Annotated in this window: 14 protein-coding genes; 10 read left to right on the top strand and 4 right to left on the bottom strand. The window is 53.9% G+C overall.

Features of this window, described 5'->3' with window-relative positions:
• Positions 1-81: 81 nt before the first annotated feature.
• On the bottom strand, positions 82-570 hold the full coding sequence (locus tag WCT94_RS11030; protein WP_336869597.1) for a thioesterase family protein: 489 nt from the start codon (positions 568-570) through the stop codon (positions 82-84).
• Between the two features lie 275 nt (positions 571-845).
• Between WCT94_RS11030 and pldA the strand changes: the two genes are divergently transcribed.
• From pldA to rhtC, 3 genes are all read left to right on the top strand, one after another.
• Complete coding sequence (gene pldA, locus WCT94_RS11035; RefSeq protein ID WP_336869598.1) at positions 846-1,718, top strand: phospholipase A; 873 nt, start codon at positions 846-848, stop codon at positions 1,716-1,718.
• A gap of 151 nt (positions 1,719-1,869) precedes the next feature.
• A complete protein-coding gene (recQ, locus tag WCT94_RS11040) occupies positions 1,870-3,696 on the top strand; it encodes an ATP-dependent DNA helicase RecQ (protein WP_336869599.1) in 1,827 nt (608 codons plus the stop codon).
• Between the two features lie 44 nt (positions 3,697-3,740).
• Positions 3,741-4,364 carry a threonine export protein RhtC gene (gene rhtC / locus WCT94_RS11045; protein ID WP_010284889.1) on the top strand — a complete coding sequence of 208 codons (624 nt, stop codon included), beginning with the start codon at positions 3,741-3,743 and terminating at the stop codon, positions 4,362-4,364.
• Positions 4,365-4,432: 68 nt separating this feature from the next.
• Here rhtC and rhtB read toward each other — a convergent pair whose 3' ends face one another.
• Positions 4,433-5,053 (bottom strand): homoserine/homoserine lactone efflux protein, encoded by a 621-nt coding sequence (gene rhtB, locus WCT94_RS11050; protein WP_336869600.1) that lies wholly within the window; start codon positions 5,051-5,053, stop codon positions 4,433-4,435.
• Positions 5,054-5,184: 131 nt separating this feature from the next.
• Between rhtB and pldB the strand changes: the two genes are divergently transcribed.
• Both pldB and yigL read left to right on the top strand, forming a co-directional pair.
• Positions 5,185-6,222, top strand: coding sequence for a lysophospholipase L2 (pldB, locus tag WCT94_RS11055; RefSeq protein ID WP_336869601.1), 1,038 nt, complete (start codon positions 5,185-5,187; stop codon positions 6,220-6,222).
• Positions 6,223-6,272: 50 nt separating this feature from the next.
• Positions 6,273-7,073: a sugar/pyridoxal phosphate phosphatase YigL gene (gene yigL / locus WCT94_RS11060; protein ID WP_010294521.1), complete on the top strand. Its 801-nt coding sequence runs from the start codon at positions 6,273-6,275 to the stop codon at positions 7,071-7,073.
• Between the two features lie 72 nt (positions 7,074-7,145).
• On the opposite strand, the gene glpQ is transcribed toward yigL, so the two are convergent.
• Positions 7,146-8,231: a glycerophosphodiester phosphodiesterase gene (gene glpQ / locus WCT94_RS11065; protein ID WP_336869602.1), complete on the bottom strand. Its 1,086-nt coding sequence runs from the start codon at positions 8,229-8,231 to the stop codon at positions 7,146-7,148.
• 75 nt (positions 8,232-8,306) lie between these two features.
• Complete coding sequence (gene glpT / locus WCT94_RS11070) at positions 8,307-9,656, bottom strand: glycerol-3-phosphate transporter (RefSeq protein WP_336869603.1); 1,350 nt, start codon at positions 9,654-9,656, stop codon at positions 8,307-8,309.
• A gap of 314 nt (positions 9,657-9,970) precedes the next feature.
• On the opposite strand from glpT, the gene glpA reads away from it, so the two are divergent.
• From glpA to WCT94_RS11095, 5 genes are all read left to right on the top strand, one after another.
• Positions 9,971-11,638: an anaerobic glycerol-3-phosphate dehydrogenase subunit A gene (gene glpA / locus WCT94_RS11075; RefSeq protein WP_336869604.1), complete on the top strand. Its 1,668-nt coding sequence runs from the start codon at positions 9,971-9,973 to the stop codon at positions 11,636-11,638.
• The gene (glpB, locus tag WCT94_RS11080) at positions 11,628-12,890 is read left to right on the top strand and encodes a glycerol-3-phosphate dehydrogenase subunit GlpB (protein ID WP_336869605.1); all 1,263 of its coding nucleotides are present in this window, start codon (positions 11,628-11,630) and stop codon (positions 12,888-12,890) included. The genes glpA and glpB overlap by 11 nt, the downstream gene beginning before the upstream one ends.
• The gene (gene glpC / locus WCT94_RS11085) at positions 12,887-14,098 is read left to right on the top strand and encodes an anaerobic glycerol-3-phosphate dehydrogenase subunit GlpC (protein WP_336869606.1); all 1,212 of its coding nucleotides are present in this window, start codon (positions 12,887-12,889) and stop codon (positions 14,096-14,098) included. The genes glpB and glpC overlap by 4 nt, the downstream gene beginning before the upstream one ends.
• A gap of 372 nt (positions 14,099-14,470) precedes the next feature.
• Positions 14,471-16,210, top strand: a complete 1,740-nt coding sequence (locus tag WCT94_RS11090; RefSeq protein ID WP_336869607.1) for an alginate lyase family protein — start codon at positions 14,471-14,473, stop codon at positions 16,208-16,210.
• Between the two features lie 168 nt (positions 16,211-16,378).
• Positions 16,379-17,074 carry a pirin family protein gene (locus WCT94_RS11095; RefSeq protein ID WP_180743768.1) on the top strand — a complete coding sequence of 232 codons (696 nt, stop codon included), beginning with the start codon at positions 16,379-16,381 and terminating at the stop codon, positions 17,072-17,074.
• Positions 17,075-17,120 lie beyond the last annotated feature (46 nt).

Here is a 17,120-nt window from a genome sequence, read left to right on the forward strand (position 1 = left end):
GTCTACCCAAAACTGTGAGCGCTTTCACGTAAAGTGTTAATGGCCATGTTGCCTGACAATCCTGTTTGCCCACGGGAAAGGCTACCCGACAATGTAGGTTGCGGTCGCGCTGGCCAAATATGACCCCTGTTCGTTATGCAATTCGGCACGGGCGACAGCGATTTTATTGCCGCCGCGCAGCAGCGTGCTGGTTATCGTGAAGTGTTCCCCATAGCCCGGGCGCAGATAATCTACGCGCATATCAATGGTTCCCATGCGGGCGAGTCGGTGATGAAATTCCTGATCGCTGATCGTCTCATGGCGCAGCAGCGTGCTACCGACGCATACCAATCCGGCAGCAACGTCCAACCCGGCGGCAATCACGCCGCCATGCAGAATCTTTTGTGCCGCATTGCCGATGAGCTTCTCTTGCCGGGCGAACGTCAGGACGGCTTTATCAGCGTCAAACTGCTGTAGCTCAAGGCCTAGCTCAATGTTGAATGGCATTTTGTAAATGAAAATATCGCCAACGAGCTGGCGCACGGTATCTCTGGTTAATGTCGTTCCCTGAAATGAGGGGAGGTTAGCCATCGTTGTTTTCCGTCCGAGCAATAAGAGGTACACATTAAATGTAGGTGATTTGATGCGATAAGGTTATGCAAATGTTTATTTTATGCGTTGATTTTGTTTCTTGCCAGAAAAGGCTAAGAAACGGAGGAACGGTAATTCAAACGTCGCGGAACTGTGTAGAATGGCGGGCTTGAGTGGGGAAGGCTCATCGCTATTTAGATAAAAGAGTTTATTTAGATAAAAGATTTTATTTGGATAAAAAGAATGCCGGAGAAAAACCATGTCGGAGAAAATGAATGCATAAAATCGGATTCGTACTGGCAGCATTACTGATGGCACAGGCTCATGCCGAAGACACAACAAACGTAAACGCGCCTGCGCCAAATCAACCGGTGGTACGTGGCAGCATTATTGCCAGCTTGTTAGAAGAGCACAACACCCCGTTTGTCCTCTATCCTTACGAGAGCAACTACATACTGTATACCTATACCAGCAACATCAATAAAACGGCGATACAGAGCTATAACTGGGGCGATGAAGCACGTAAAGATGAAGTGCATTACCAGTTGAGTCTGGGGTTCCCGATCTGGCGTGGTATTCTGGGTGATAACTCGCTGCTGGGGGCTTCCTATACGCAGCGCTCATGGTGGCAACTGTCGAATAAGAGCGAGTCTTCTCCATTCCGTGAAACGGATTATGAACCCCAGGTCTTTTTGGGCTGGGCAACGAACGCCACCTTCGCGGGCTGGACGCTGCGGGATGTGGAAGTGGGCTTTAATCACCAATCTAACGGCCGTTCCGAACCCACGTCACGCAGTTGGAACCGCGCCTATGCCCGCCTGATGACACAGAACGGTAACTGGCAGGTTGATGTGAAACCGTGGGTTCGTTTCTCTGATAGCCAGGACGATAACCCGGACATTACCAAATACATGGGTCATTACCGCTTACGCGTTGGCTATGTGTGGGGCGACAGCGTGTTTAGCGCGGAAGGACGTTATAACTGGAACAGCGGCTACGGCGGTGGCGAACTGGGCTGGAGCTACCCGCTGACGCGTCATGTTCGCTTTTATACCAAGGTCTTTAGCGGTTACGGTGAATCACTGATTGACTACAACCACCGTCAGACTCGCTTCGGCGTTGGGGTGACGCTGAACGACATGTTCTAACAGCGGTTATTTTAGCGCTTGCCGTTTTGACTACTGCCTTCGTTAACGACTGTCTTTGTTAACCCGTGTCGTTTTACCAAACTAACCATTGCAGTTTTACCAAACGGCGCTGAAAATAGCGCCTGTTTGATTTCATTGAATTGGGGAAGGCGTGTCTACGGCGGAAGTATTGAATAAGGAAGCGCTGGCGGTTCAGGTTCTGCGGGACACGTTCGGCTACCAGCAATTCCGACCGGGTCAGCAGGAAATTATCAGCGCGACGCTCAGCGGGCAGGATTGTCTGGTGATCATGCCGACAGGCGGCGGTAAGTCGCTGTGCTATCAAATCCCTGCACTGGTGATGGACGGGCTGACGCTGGTGGTGTCCCCGCTGATTTCACTGATGAAAGATCAGGTCGATCAGCTTCAGGCCTATGGCGTGTCGGCGGCCTGCCTGAATTCGACACAGACGCGTGAACAGCAGCTTGAAGTGATGGCGGGTTGTCGTACCGGCCAAATCAAACTGCTGTATATTGCGCCGGAACGCCTGACGACAGACAGCTTCCTCGATCATCTCGCCCACTGGCAGATCGCCCTGATCGCGGTGGATGAAGCGCACTGCATTTCCCAATGGGGCCATGATTTCCGCCCTGAATACCGCGCGCTGGGGCAGATTAAACAGCGTTTTCCGCATCTTCCTTTCATCGCTTTGACGGCCACCGCTGACGAGACCACGCGCAACGATATCGTTCGCCTGCTGGATCTTCACTCGCCGCTCATTCAGATCAACAGTTTTGACCGCCCGAATATTCGCTACACGCTGGTAGAGAAATTCAAACCGCTCGATCAGCTCTGGATGTTCGTGCAGGGGCAGCGGGGGAAAAGCGGCATCATCTACTGCAATAGCCGCTCCCGCGTGGAAGACATTTGCGCGCGTTTGCAGGCTCGCGGGCTGAGCGCAGGGGCTTATCACGCCGGTCTGGATAATGAACGGCGTGCGCAGGTGCAGGAAGCGTTTCTGCGTGACGATCTTCAGGTGGTCGTCGCGACCGTCGCATTTGGTATGGGCATCAACAAACCTAACGTGCGGTTTGTGGTGCACTTTGATATTCCGCGCAACATCGAATCCTACTATCAGGAAACGGGGCGTGCCGGACGTGACGGCCTCGCTGCTGAAGCTGCGCTGTTCTACGATCCGGCGGATATGGCGTGGCTGCGCCGCTGTCTGGAAGAAAAACCCGCCGGGCCACAGTTGGATATTGAGCGCCATAAGCTCAATGCGATGGGGGCGTTTGCCGAAGCGCAAACCTGCCGTCGTCTGGTGCTGCTGAACTATTTCGGTGAAGGGCGCCAACAACCTTGCGGTAACTGCGATGTTTGTCTCGATCCGCCGAAGCGCTACGACGGGCTGGTTGAAGCGCAAAAGGCGCTGTCCTGCGTGTATCGGGTCGGGCAGCGCTTTGGTTTAGGGTATATCGTCGAGGTGTTGCGCGGTGCAAATAACCAGCGTATCCGGGACTTCGGCCATGACAAGCTGCCGGTTTACGGCATCGGCAAGGATAAATCGCAGGAGCATTGGGTCAGCGTGCTGCGCCAACTGATTCATCTGGGCTTGCTGAACCAGAACATCACGATGCATTCCGCCGTACAGCTTACCGAATCGGCACGTCCGGTATTGCGGGGAGAAGTGCCGCTACAGCTGGCTGTGCCGCGAGTGATTAACCTGAAGCCTCGCGCGAATCAGAAATCTTATGGCGGAAATTACGACCGTAAGCTGTTCGCCAAATTGCGTAAATTGCGTAAATCCATTGCGGATGAAGACAATATTCCGCCTTACGTGGTGTTCAGCGATGCGACGCTGCTGGAGATGGCGGAACTGATGCCGATCACCGCGGGTGAATTGCTGAATATCAACGGGGTTGGTCACCGTAAGCTTGAACGCTTTGGTGCGCCCTTCATGAACATGATTCGCGATCATGTCGATAATGATGACGAGTAACGCTCGCCTTATCTGATTGCATTTAAAAAAACAGGAAAACCAAGATGCTGATGCTATTTCTGACGGTGGCGCTGGTGCATTTCATTGCGCTGATGAGTCCGGGGCCGGATTTCTTTTTCGTTTCACAAACCGCAGCCAGCCGTTCCCGCCGTGAAGCAATGATGGGTGTGCTGGGTATTTCTCTGGGCGTGGTGGTCTGGGCGGCTATCGCGCTGCTGGGGCTGCATCTGCTGTTGCAAAAAATGGCCTGGCTGCATACCGCCATTACCGTCGGCGGCGGGCTATATCTGTGCTGGATGGGCTGGCAGATGCTGCGCTCCGCACGGCGTAAAGCACAGTTGGAAACCACGCAGGAAACGGCTGTTGTGTTGCCTCAGCGTGGCAAAACCTTTATGCGCGGGTTATTGACGAATCTGGCTAACCCGAAGGCGCTGATCTATTTCGGTAGCGTGTTCTCGCTGTTTGTTGGCGATAGCGTCGGCAGCGGCGCCCGCTGGGGGTTGTTTGCGCTGATCTCGATTGAAACGCTGATCTGGTTCAGTCTGGTCGCAATGGTTTTCGCCTTGCCGGCAATGCGTCGCGGCTATCAGCGTCTGGCGAAATGGGTGGATGGCGTAGCGGGCGTGTTGTTTACCGGTTTCGGCCTGCACCTGATTTTCTCTCGCTGACATTTCCCCAGAGCGTTTCTGGTGGAGAACAACAGCGCGCCGTAATTTGATACGACGCGCTGTCTTTATCAGGCCTTTCTCGCGGTGGCGAGTAACGCGCCAACCAGCACAAACAGTGAACCGAATATCCGGTTGAGTGTCTTCATCTGCCGTGGGCCTTTCAGCCACCCGGCGATCCGCGTGGCCAACGTGGCGTAGCCAATCATCACGATGATATCGACCACAATGGTGGTGACGCCCAATACCAGATACTGAGCGGCCTGCGGCTGGTGGGGGATAATGAATTGTGGGAACAGCGCCGCCAGAAACACGATGCTTTTCGGGTTGGTCAGATTCACCAGCACCGCACGTTTAAACAGTCTACGACGCGGCATCGCGCTGACGATCGCCTGAAGGTCCAGTGCGCCCGCGGCACGCCATTGCTGAATCCCCAGCCAAATCAGATAAGCCGCGCCCAGCCATTTCAGCATATCGAAAGCCAGTACCGACTGGTTAAGCAGCGCGCCTAGTCCGATGCCGACCAGCACGATATGAATCGCCAGCCCGACCTGCAAACCACAGATGGAGGCCGCCGCGCCGCGATAGCCATGGCTAATGCCGGTGCTCATGGTGTTGATGGCGCCCGAGCCGGGCGACAGGCTGAGAATAAGCGTTGTGAGTAAATAGGTTAACCACCAGTCCAATGTCATGAAGCATGCCCCTGAATCACGTTCTGTATTACGAGAGTCTGTCTGTTTTTTATGTCACAATACGCTGGTGCTCTACCGCTTGTCATGTTCTTCCGCTAGCTTTAGTTTTCCCGCGTCACCGGAGAGGTGTGATGGTTCAACGCCACAATACGTTGTTTACGTCGGAACGGTTAACGTCTGAGGGGTTAACCTCGAACCTGCTAACGCGAGAAGCGCAGTTTGCCGCTTTTGCTACCGGAGAATTACTGGATTTTTGGCGTCAGCGCGAAGAGGGCGAATTCTCTGGCGTTGATGACGTCCCTATCCGGTTTGTTCGTTTTACCGCGCCACAGCACGACAAGATTGTCGTTGTCTTTTCAGGCCGTATCGAAAGCTACGTCAAATATAGCGAAGTGGCGTATGACCTTTTTCATAGCGGCTATGATGTACTCATCATGGATCACCGTGGGCAAGGGCGATCGGGTCGCGTGTTGCAAGACGGCCACCGTGGACACGTTGTGCGTTTCAGTGATTATGTCGATGACGCCGAAACGCTGTGTCAGCAGCACATAGGGCCGAAGCACTATATCCGCCGGTTTGCGTTAGCGCATTCAATGGGCGGCGCGATTCTGGCACAGTTGCTGATTCGCCAGCCTGAGACGTTTGATGCCGTTACGCTGTGCGCGCCGATGTTTGGCATTCGTTTGCCGCTTCCTCATTGTGTTGCCGGATGGATTGTCGATTGGGCAGAGCGTCGTCCGGCGATACGTGATTATTACGCTATCGGCACCGGACAGTGGCGTCCGCTGCCTTACCGAATGAATGTGCTGACGCACAGCCGTGAACGCTACCAGCGCAGCATTCGATTTTATGCAGACTCGCCGGATTTGCGTGTAGGCGGCCCCACCTATCATTGGGTGCGTGAAGCGATACAGGCAGGGAAACAGCTACAGGCGCAGGCCAGCGCCGTCACTACGCCGCTGCTGCTGTTGCAGGCGGGAGAGGAACGCGTGGTGGATAACCGCAGCCAGAATGCGTTTTGTCAGGCACTGGCGCAGAGTGGTAACGCCAATGCGAACGGCGTTTTACAGGTTATCCCCGGTGCGCGGCATGAAATTCTCTTTGAAACGGATAACCTCCGCGCTCAGGCATTTGCGCTGATTCTGGCGCACTTTGCGCGTTATCATTAATTTTTGCGGCGTGTGCCGCTACAACACACCAGAAGTGAGATCTCATCGTTATGTACCATGTCGTTGCTTCCGATTTAGATGGCACGCTGCTGTCACCTGACCACTCGCTGTCCCCGTATGCAAAAGAAACCCTCAGGCTGCTGACGGAAAAAGGGATTCACTTTGTGTTCGCGACCGGACGGCACCACATGGACGTCGCGCAGATTCGCGATAATCTCGGTATCAGCGCGTTTATGATTACCTCGAATGGCGCGCGAGTGCACAACTCGCAGGGCGAGCTGATTTTCAGTCACAATCTGGATCAGGATATCGCCCGCGACCTTTACAGTGTCGTACACAATAACCCCGATATGCTGACGCACGTTTACCGCGATGATGAGTGGTTTATGAACCGTCCACGTGCGGAAGAAGAGCGTTTCTTCAAAGAGTCGATCTTTAAATACAAGTTGTTCGAGCCTGCGCTGCTGGAGACCGATGGCGTCAGCAAGGTGTTCTTTACCTGCGATTCCCATGAACAGTTGCTGCCGTTGGAAGAAGCGATCAACGCGCGCTGGGGCGACCGCGTTAACGTGAGCTTTTCGACGCTTACCTGTCTGGAAGTGATGGCGGGCGGCGTATCTAAAGGCCATGCGCTGGAGCAGGTGGCGAAGATCATCGGCTTCTCGCTCAAAGAGTGTGTAGCGTTTGGCGATGGTATGAACGACTACGAAATGCTGTCGATGGCGGGTAAAGGCTGCGTCATGCAGAACGCGCACCAGCGCCTGAAAGATATGTTGCCGGATCGCGAAGTGATTGGGTCTAACGCAGACAGCGCGGTGCCGAATTACCTGCGGGAACTGTTTCTGAAGTAAGCCGTGAAGTAATCCGTATAGTATCGACCGACGCATCATCGGGCACGTAGTGCCCGATGGGAACACTGAGTCTCAGCGCGGTTTTTTCAGAAAATCGACCGCTTTGTCGGGGAAATCGGTGAACAGCCCGTCAACATCCGCCTGATAGTAGAGAATATCGTAGAGCCGATCGATATCCTTGGCGTACGCCGGTAGCCTGTCAGCCCTTGCCGTAAATGGGTGTACCTGAAGTTTATGCTGGTGGGCTTCCTTCACCATGTCGGTAAAGGTGATGTTGTCAGGCGTCGAACCTTTCTGGACGAGCATGTGGTAGTCCGGCCCGATACCATCGGCATAGGTTGCAATCTGCTGCATGGCGCCGGGCTTTTGCATCCAGTCGTAGTTGTAGTTCACCCACGACCCATCGGCCTGTTTCTCGTAGGTTTCATGCCAGTCGGTATAGGCAATCAGTTGAATCAGGTTTAAGTCCATCTTCATCTGCGGCTGCAATTCGGTTTTGATGCGTTTTAGCTCTGCAACATCAAACGATTGCAGGAAGACCTTATCGCTTTTTTTCGTATAGCCATACTGCTTCAACACGGCCAGCGTTTCGCGGGCGATATCTTTCCCTTCCTGATGGTGAAACCACGGCGCTTTGATTTCGGGGTAGAGCCCAATGTTCTTGCCCGTTGAGTGGTTCAGACCCTGAATAAATTCAATCTCTTCCTGGAAGGTATGAATGCGGAAGTCGGATTTCCACATCGGGAAGCGGTTCGGGTAGCTCTGTACCTGCTTACCGTCTTTGATGTCGAATCCTTCGGTGAATTTCAGCGACTTGATCTCTTGTAGCGTGAAGTCGATGGCGTAAAAGCGTCCATCTTTACGGGCGCGTTGCGGAAAACGTTCTGCCACATCGGTCACGCGATCCAGATAGTGGTCATGCAGGACAATGAGCGCGTTATCTTTGGTGAGCACCAGATCCTGCTCCAGATAATCGGCACCCTGAGCGTAGGCCATCGCCTTGGCTGGCAGCGTATGCTCGGGCAGATAGCCGCTGGCGCCGCGGTGGGCAATGACGATTTTGTCGGTTGATGAGGCGGAGTCACTTGCGTGACTGGAAGCACTAAGGGAAACGGAGAGTGCGAGGGCGGAGAGTAGGGATGTTACGGTAACGTTCATGCGATCAAACCTCTTTCTGTTGAGAGAAAGGCGGCGTCATCATGACGCCGCCAGAGGGATGCTTACAAGAGCGGGTTAAGCGCGGCTGGCTAACTCTGCTTTATGTTTTTTCTCATTCAGCATAACAACAATCAGCAGAAGTACCGCCAGAATGCTGCCGCCAATCATTACCATGAAGCCGCCGTCCCAACCGAAGAAGTCAACGGTATAGCCGACGATGGCGCTAGCGGCAACGGAGCCACCGAGGTAGCCGAACAGGCCGGTGAAGCCCGCTGCTGTACCTGCTGCTTTCTTCGGTGCCAGCTCCAGTGCGTGCAGACCAATCAGCATCACCGGGCCGTAAATCAGGAAGCCGATGACGATCATACAGGCCATATCCACACCCGGGTTACCGGCTGGGTTCATCCAGTACACGATGGTCGCTATCGTCACCAGCGCCATAAAGAACACGCCCGTCGCGCCACGGTTGCCTTTGAACACTTTATCTGACATCCAGCCGCACAGCAGCGTACCCGGAATACCCGCGTATTCGTACAGGAAGTAGGCCCAGGAGGATTTATCCAGTGCGAAGTGTTTCACTTCTTTCAGATAAGTCGGTGACCAGTCGAGGATGCCGTAACGCAGCAGGTAAACGAAGACGTTGGCGATAGCGATGTACCACAGCAGTTTGTTCGGGAAAACGTACTGCATGAAAATCTGCTTAGCCGTTAGTTCTTCTTCGTCTTTTTCATTGTAGTCAACCGGATAGTCGTTTTTGTACTCTTCAATCGGTGGCAAACCACAAGATTGCGGGGTATCACGCATCAGGGCAAACGCAATCAGAGCAACCAGAATCGCGGCGAAAGCTGGCATGTAGAGTGCGGCTTTCCAGTCGTTAAACCAGGCCATACCCAGCAGGAACAGCAGAGGCGGAAGCCCGCCGCCGACGTTGTGAGCACAGTTCCATACGGATACGATGCCGCCACGCTCTTTCTGCGACCACCAGTGAACCATGGTACGTCCACACGGTGGCCATCCCATTCCCTGGAACCAACCGCACAGGAAAAGCAGGACGAACATAATCGCGATGCTTGATGTTGCCCACGGCACGAAGCCCATGAACAGCATCACGGCGGCCGCCAGAATCAGGCCGGCAGGCAGGAAAACCCGTGGGTTGGAACGGTCTGATACCGATCCCATGATGAATTTGGAAAAGCCGTAGGCGATGGAAATGCCGGACAGCGCAAAGCCAAGATCACCGCGTGAGAAGCCCTGTTCAATCAGGTAAGGCATTGCCAGTGTGAAGTTTTTGCGTACCAGATAGTAGGCGGCGTAGCCAAAAAAGATCCCCATGAAGATCTGCCAGCGCAGACGGCGATAGAGGGGATCGACACGATCCTGCGATACGCGCGCCTGGTGGGCTGCGGGCCTAAAAATACTCAGCATAGATATCTCCAATGCGAAAAAAAACGATAGCTTTTTTGTTCTATTACGAACGTTATTGTAAGGGGCTAGCGTACAAATGAGTGTGATTCATGACGCTAATGTTACACTTTTATGAAACTGTGACGATTTTTGCGCTCATGTTAACAGAATCGGAAAATTCCACAGTGTGGTTTTAGTGACCTGAATCACACTTATTGTTTTTAGACACCTCTTTATTTTCGTTTAGTGTTCGTTTTTGCTCTTTATCAAACATTAACCCTTCTTTCTGTGTCCCAATAGCAACATATATCTCCTCCGCCTTAAGCGAGAACACAATGCGAACAAACGAGAACTGGCGTGAAACTGACGTGGTTGTCATCGGCGGTGGTGCGACGGGGGCAGGAACTGCACGGGATTGTGCCCTGCGCGGACTGCGCTGCCTGCTGCTTGAGCGTTATGATATTGCGACCGGGGCAACCGGACGTAATCACGGCCTATTACACAGCGGCGCCCGCTATGCGGTTACCGATGGCGAGTCTGCCCGCGAATGCATTGAAGAGAATCAGATTCTCCGGCGGATTGCCCGCCACTGTATTGAACCAACCGATGGTCTGTTCATCACCTTGCCGGAAGACGATCTTGGCTGGCAGGCGCAGTTTATTGCCTCCTGCCAGCAGGCAGGTATTCGTGCTCAAGCGATGGACCCACAGGAAGCGCTGCGGTTGGAGCCAGCAGCTAATCCGGCGTTGATTGGCGCGGTACGCGTGCCAGATGGTTCTGTCGATCCTTTTCGCCTGACGGCGGCCAACATGATCGATGCCTGCGAGCACGGTGCGGAAGTCTTGACCTATCACGAGGTTATCGGGCTGATTCGTCAGGGCGATAGGGTTACTGGCGTGCGCGTTTTCGACCATAAAAAAGGTGTAGAAACAGAAATATACGCACAGGTGGTCGTCAACGCTGGCGGTATCTGGGGGCAACGCATTGCGGAATATGCCGATCTGCGCGTGCGTATGTTTCCGGCAAAAGGTGCGCTGCTGATTCTTGGGCACCGCATCAACAACATGGTGATCAACCGCTGCCGTAAACCGGCGGATGCTGACATTCTGGTGCCGGGCGATACCATTTCGCTGATTGGCACAACCTCAACCCACATCGACTACGACCAAATCGACAATATGCTGGTGACGCCTGCCGAGGTGGAAACGCTGATGCGGGAAGGCTCCATGTTGGCACCGTCGCTGGCAAGCACGCGAATTTTGCGTGCCTATGCTGGCGTCCGTCCGCTGGTTGCCAACGACAGTGACCCCAGCGGGCGTAGCGTAAGCCGCGGCATTGTGCTGCTCGACCATGCCAGCCGCGACGGGCTGGAAGGGTTTATTACCATCACCGGCGGCAAGCTGATGACCTACCGTCTGATGGCGGAGTGGGTGACGGACGCCATCTGCAAAAAGCTGGGTCATGACGTGGCCTGCTCGACGGCACAGACGCCGCTGCCCGGCTCTGAGTCGCTGGATGAGGTGAAAACCGCCCCTCACGCTCTGTCAGCTTATCCTGCGGCGAAACCGCTCTCCGCGCCGCTGCGCGGTTCGGCAATTTATCGCCACGGTGAACGAGCCGGAAGAATGCTGTCTGGTGAGCGTCTTGATCGCAGTCTGGTGTGCGAATGTGAAGCCGTGACGGCGGGAGAAGTGCGCTACGCCGTGGAATCATTGCAGGTGAATAACCTGATTGACCTGCGTCGCCGTACTCGCGTTGGCATGGGCACCTGTCAGGGTGAACTGTGCGCCTGTCGTGCAGCGGGTCTGCTGTGCCGTCTGGGTACTGCGACGCCGGAGCAGTCGCTCACGCAGCTCAGCCAGTTTTTGAACGAACGCTGGAAAGGCATTCGCCCGGTCGCGTGGGGCAATGCCCTGCGTGAAAGCGAGTTTACCAGTTGGATTTATCAGGGTTTGTGCGGCCTGACGGCCAGCGACAGTCAGGAGGATCGCCATGCGCTATGACGTTGTAATTATTGGCGGAGGGCTCGCGGGGCTGACCTGCGGTATTCGCTTGGCGGAGCAGGGAAAACGCTGCGCGATTGTCAGCGCCGGGCAGAATGCGCTGCATTTTTCTTCCGGTGCGCTGGATTTACTCTCCCATCTCCCTGACGGCCAGCCCGTGAACCAGCCGCTTGAGGCGTTGGATGCGCTGGCGCGTCAGGCCCCTCACCACCCTTATTCGCGTATGGGAGCGGCGGCGGTTGCCGCACTGTTGCCACAGGTTGAAGCATTGCTGGAGCGCAGCACTATCTCCCTGTTGGGCAGCTATCAGCAGAACCACTGGCGCATGACGCCGTTAGGCAAGTTTCGCGCATGCTGGCTGAGCCCGGTTGATGGCGTCACGCGTGGCCTGCCGGATTCCGGCTTTGGTGATAACCCGCTTATTGCCGGTATCGACGGTTTTCTGGATTTTCAGTCCCGAATTGTTGCCGGTACGCTTCAGGCGCAGGGGATCGCGGCGCGCAGTGATGACCTCAAGCTGCCGGTTCTGGATCGGTTACGCCAAAACCCCAGTGAATTCCGTGCGGTAAATATCGCCCGCGTGCTCGACCGGCCGGAAAACCGCGCTGCGCTGGTGGAGGAGTTGTCGCTTCTGGCCAACGGTAACGATGCCATCATCATGCCCGCCTGTCTGGGATTGGATAGCCCCGAGGTGGTGGGTGAACTCGCTGAGGCGTTAGGTAAACCGGTGCTGCTGTTGCCGACCTTACCACCGTCAGTTCTTGGACTGCGCTTGCATCAGGCGCTGTCGCAGCGCTTTCGTCAACTGGGTGGCATGGTGATGCCGGGCGACCGCGCGGTGCGTGCATCGCTGTCGGCGCAGGAGATTGCCGTCCATAGCCACCATCACCGCGATATTCCGCTGCGGGCGAAGCACGCGGTGCTAGCGAGCGGCAGCTTCTTCAGTAACGGATTGGTGACGCAATTCGATCGGGTGACAGAGCCCGTCTTTGGGCTGGATGTTCGGTTTGCGGAGCAGCGCGAAGGCTGGAGCCAGCAGGACGTGTTCGCGCCGCAGCCCTATATGCAGTTTGGAGCGATCGTCGATGAACACCTCCACCCGTGTATTGGAGGCGAAACGATCGGCAATCTGTACGCCATCGGCGCGGTGCTGGAAGGCTTCGACCCGATTGCGCAGGGATGTGGCGCCGGGGTGTCCTTGCTTAGCGCCCTTCATGTTGCCGAACAGATTTTGAAGGAGGGCAACCCATGAGCCTGCTTAGCGATAACAGTTTTGAAGATTGTATCAAGTGTACGGTCTGTACCACGTACTGCCCGGTATCGCGCGTGAACCCGCTTTATCCCGGCCCGAAACAGGCTGGACCGGACGGCGAACGCCTGCGGCGTAAAGACCCGGCACTGTACGATGACGCGTTGAAATACTGCACCAACTGTAAACGCTGTGAAGTCGCATGCCCGTCAGATGTCAAAATTGGCGACATTATTCAGCGTGCGAAAGCGACGCACAGCAGCCACAAGCCGACATTGCGTGACGCGATTCTGAGCCATACCGATCTTATGGGGTCGATTGCCACGCCGTTTGCACCGCTGGTTAATACGGCTACCAGCCTGAAGCCGGTGCGCCAACTGCTGGATAAGGCGTTGAAAATCGACCATCGTCGTCAGTTGCCGAAATATTCGTTTGGTACCTTCCGGCGCTGGTATCGTCAGCAGGCGGCAAAGCAGCAGGCCTATGATGAGCAGGTCGCTTACTTCCACGGCTGCTATGTGAACTATAACCATCCACAGTTGGGTAAAGATCTGGTACAGGTCTTTAACGCGATGGGTATTGGCGTCCAGTTGCTGAATAAAGAGAAATGCTGCGGCGTACCGCTGATCGCCAATGGTTTTCACGACAAGGCCAGAAAGCAGGCGCACGCCAATATCACGTCGCTGGATGAGGCAATCAATCAGAAATCCCTACCGGTGGTCGCGACGTCATCCAGCTGTACGTTCACGCTGCGGGATGAATACCCGCATCTGCTGGGCGTGGATAACGGCCACGTGCGCGACGGCATCGAACTGGTAACGCGCCAGCTCTATCGCCTGCTGGAAGAAGAAGGGCGAACGTTGCCGCTGCGTAAATTACCGCTGCGGGTGGCGTATCACACGCCCTGCCATCTGGAGAGGATGGGCTGGACGGCGTATACCCTGGCGCTGCTGCAACGCATCCCCGGTCTTGAACTGGTGATGCTGGATTCCCAGTGCTGCGGTATTGCTGGCACCTATGGTTTCAAGAAAGAGAATTACGCCACGTCGCAAGGCATTGGCGCACCGCTGTTCCAGCAGATTGAAGAGAGCGGCGTCGATATCGTGGTAACGGACTGCGAAACCTGTAAATGGCAGATTGAGATGTCGACCAGCAAACGGTGTGAACACCCCATCACGCTGTTGGCGAGGTCATTAGCGCAGCCAGAGTAAGAAGCAGAGGGCGAAAAATGGGCCGCTATACAGCTCGTATTGAGAATAAGAATTTATCGCAAAAAGCACTTTACAACTGCGAATGATAATGATTATTATTGCTGTGCGTTCCGGGGAACGATGTCATGTGCCTGTGTTAATTACTGATGGTGTTCATGACGATTCGGCTTCCCTGTGAAGGCACGACATTGCTCACATTGCTTCCAGTATTATTTAGCCAGCTCGGGTGCTGGCTTTTTTTTTGCCTGTCGAACGCCCAGACTGCCCGTCTCAGACCTTCCGAAAGCCTTCCCCCTTAATCCACCGTCATAAACCATTCTTTGGTGTTTACCGATACATCGTGCTGGTGATTGCCCTGTCGATCGATTATTGATGATACCGTTCTGGAAAAACGGCCGGGTATCGCACCGCCATAGAAATCAATCGATAAAAGGGAAACTGTTTATGGATAGCTGCTTGAGTAAGAAAAAAAACGCATTTTTCTTAATAATTATGTTGTTGAGTCTGTTTCTAAGCGGCCTAAGAGTAGGCCACGCGGCCGTCAATGATAAAGCCTTCCTGCACCCGGGCATGCTTTATACGCAGGCCGATCTGGAGCGAATGAAAGCGGGGGTCGATAATAAGCAAGCCCCTTGGTATACGGATTGGCAACGGCTGCAATCTCACTATTTGGCAAGCTCCACGTATTCGGTTACGCCAAAAGCGGTGGTATACCGGAACGATCCTACCAATGGAAATGTGGGAAATGGCGAGTTACAGAATAGTGCTTCCGCCGCATTGTCGCTGGCGATTGAATGGGCGATGACAAAGAACCCCGCTTATTCTAATGCGGCGATAAAAATTCTTAACGGCTGGTCAACGACATTAACGGCAATTAAAGGCAACGACGCACAGCTGGCCGCCAGTCTTTATGGCTATAAATTGCTTAATGCGGCTGAAATTTTGCGCTATAGCGGCAGCGGTTGGTCGTCGGCTGATATTGCGCAATTTAGTAAAATGATGACCAGCGTATTTTACCCATTGACCCGCACGTATGGTCAGGTAAATGGCGGCTGGGCTAATGGCAATTGGGACGCGGCTGACACGCTATTTCACCTGAGCTTAGGCGTCTGGCTGAATGATTCTGAAATATATGATAATGCCGTAACGTATTTTAAGCAGGGTGAGGGTAACGGCTCGGTTATCCATTATGTACAAAATGAGAATGGCCAATTGCAGGAAAGTGGCCGCGATCAGGCGCATGCGCAAGGGGGATTAGGCTTATTAGTGATGGCGGCACAAATTGGCTATAACCAGCGTCAATATCAGACAAGCGGTGCAGATATGGTGAGCTACCCGAATAATAGCTATCCGCTTGTTAAGGCAGCGGAATATACAGCGAAATATAATCTGGGATATTCGGTGCCCTATACGCCGATTCCTGGTAAAGGTTATACGCTTGCGGATATGGGAAAAGGGCGTTCATGGATCCCCGGTCTGACCATCTCTTCTGCATTTCGTGGCGAATTCAGGCCAATATATCGTGGCATTTTCAGCTTATTCACCGCGGCCGGTGTGTCTGAAACTCAACTGCCTTACACGAAAGAAGTTATCAGTCGTATGCCGATAGGTAAGTTTTATTTTGATCATCCTTCCTATGAAGGATTAATCAATGCGACAGATTCATCTTCATCCGACACAATGTATATTGTGTTGCAGTCCGTCAGTAAATCTCTGAATAAAGATAGCACGGGAACGCTGGCTGCCGTCATGGGTGAGTCCGCGCCAATTACCGTAAATGGGGTCAATCCGTCGGTAAATAGTGGGATTCAGGCGGTTTACCTTAATCAAAACAAATTCGCTTTCCGTTCGATACAGACGGGGAAATATATTTCTGCCACCGCTGATGGGCATTTAGTTGCATCTGCCAACAACATAACCGACAGCGAATCCTTTATTTATACCGATTCCGGCAACGGTAATGGAACGTTATTGGCTGTGTCGAATAAGCGCTTCCTGATTATGGATCCTGACACCTATCAAATTTCAGCGACGGGAGCGGGCGTTAGCAATGATAATGGTCGGTGGATGATGTTATATCCCGATCCGACAGCGTTAGGTGTTGTTAAGTAATAACCGAACACGGAACTGGCGTTATCTCTGGTTCCGTCATTTCTCAATGCTTATTTCTCAAGGCGTCATCCTGTTCTGATTTTTCGAACAGAGCGGTGAGTTTTTTGCGCTATCTTATTTGCCACCGCCCGTTACACTTTCCTTATCAAAAACGCGGGAGGAAATAACATGATCTATTTACGTCAAGCGCAAGATCGCGGACATGCGAATCACGGCTGGCTCGACAGCTGGCACACGTTCTCCTTTGCCGATTATTACGATCCTGATTTCATGGGGTTTTCGGCACTGCGCGTCATTAATGAAGACGTTATCGAAGGCGGGCAGGGCTTTGGCACACATCCGCACAAAGATATGGAAATTCTGACCTATGTTTTATCCGGTGCCGTTGAGCATCAGGACAGCATGGGAAATAAAGAGCAGGTGCCAGCAGGTGAATTCCAGATTATGAGTGCGGGCACCGGTATTCGTCACTCTGAATACAATGCCAGCAAGGACGAACCGCTGCATCTGTACCAAATCTGGATTATCCCGGAAAAAACTGGGCTGACGCCGCGCTACGAGCAGAAGCGCTTTGATGTGCAGCAAGGGCGCCAGTTGGTGCTGTCCCCGGATGCGCGTGAAGGTTCGCTGAAAGTCTTTCAGGACATGACGCTGTGGCGTTGGGCGCTGAAAGCGCAGGAGCAATCGGTGTATCAGATTCAGGCTGACCGTCGCGTCTGGATTCAGGTGGTGCGTGGTACGGTAGAGATTAATGGTCAGAAAGCGGAAACCAGCGATGCGTTCGCAGTCTGGGACGAAACGGCGATCTCTGTTCATGCCAGCGAGGACAGCGAAATCCTGCTGTTTGATTTGCCGCCAGTATAAGGATGGCTAAGCAAGAATGGAAAAGCCTGCGTAGGGAAGGACGCGG

Source organism: Pectobacterium sp. 1950-15, from assembly GCF_037136835.1.
In the GTDB taxonomy this organism is placed as follows: Bacteria; Pseudomonadota; Gammaproteobacteria; order Enterobacterales; family Enterobacteriaceae; genus Pectobacterium.

Excerpts from the sequence above, each read along its gene's own strand:
- pldA (WP_336869598.1), top strand. The coding sequence starts at position 846 with ATGCATAAAATCGGATTCGTACTGGCAGCATTACTGATGGCACAGGCT.
- rhtB (WP_336869600.1), bottom strand. The coding sequence starts at position 5,053 with ATGACATTGGACTGGTGGTTAACCTATTTACTCACAACGCTTATTCTC.
- yigL (WP_010294521.1), top strand. The coding sequence starts at position 6,273 with ATGTACCATGTCGTTGCTTCCGATTTAGATGGCACGCTGCTGTCACCT.
- glpT (WP_336869603.1), bottom strand. The coding sequence starts at position 9,656 with ATGCTGAGTATTTTTAGGCCCGCAGCCCACCAGGCGCGCGTATCGCAG.
- glpB (WP_336869605.1), top strand. The coding sequence starts at position 11,628 with ATGCGCTATGACGTTGTAATTATTGGCGGAGGGCTCGCGGGGCTGACC.
- pldB (WP_336869601.1), top strand. The coding sequence starts at position 5,185 with ATGGTTCAACGCCACAATACGTTGTTTACGTCGGAACGGTTAACGTCT.
- glpQ (WP_336869602.1), bottom strand. The coding sequence starts at position 8,231 with ATGAACGTTACCGTAACATCCCTACTCTCCGCCCTCGCACTCTCCGTT.
- glpA (WP_336869604.1), top strand. The coding sequence starts at position 9,971 with ATGCGAACAAACGAGAACTGGCGTGAAACTGACGTGGTTGTCATCGGC.
- rhtC (WP_010284889.1), top strand. The coding sequence starts at position 3,741 with ATGCTGATGCTATTTCTGACGGTGGCGCTGGTGCATTTCATTGCGCTG.
- WCT94_RS11095 (WP_180743768.1), top strand. The coding sequence starts at position 16,379 with ATGATCTATTTACGTCAAGCGCAAGATCGCGGACATGCGAATCACGGC.
- glpC (WP_336869606.1), top strand. The coding sequence starts at position 12,887 with ATGAGCCTGCTTAGCGATAACAGTTTTGAAGATTGTATCAAGTGTACG.
- WCT94_RS11030 (WP_336869597.1), bottom strand. The coding sequence starts at position 570 with ATGGCTAACCTCCCCTCATTTCAGGGAACGACATTAACCAGAGATACC.
- WCT94_RS11090 (WP_336869607.1), top strand. The coding sequence starts at position 14,471 with ATGATACCGTTCTGGAAAAACGGCCGGGTATCGCACCGCCATAGAAAT.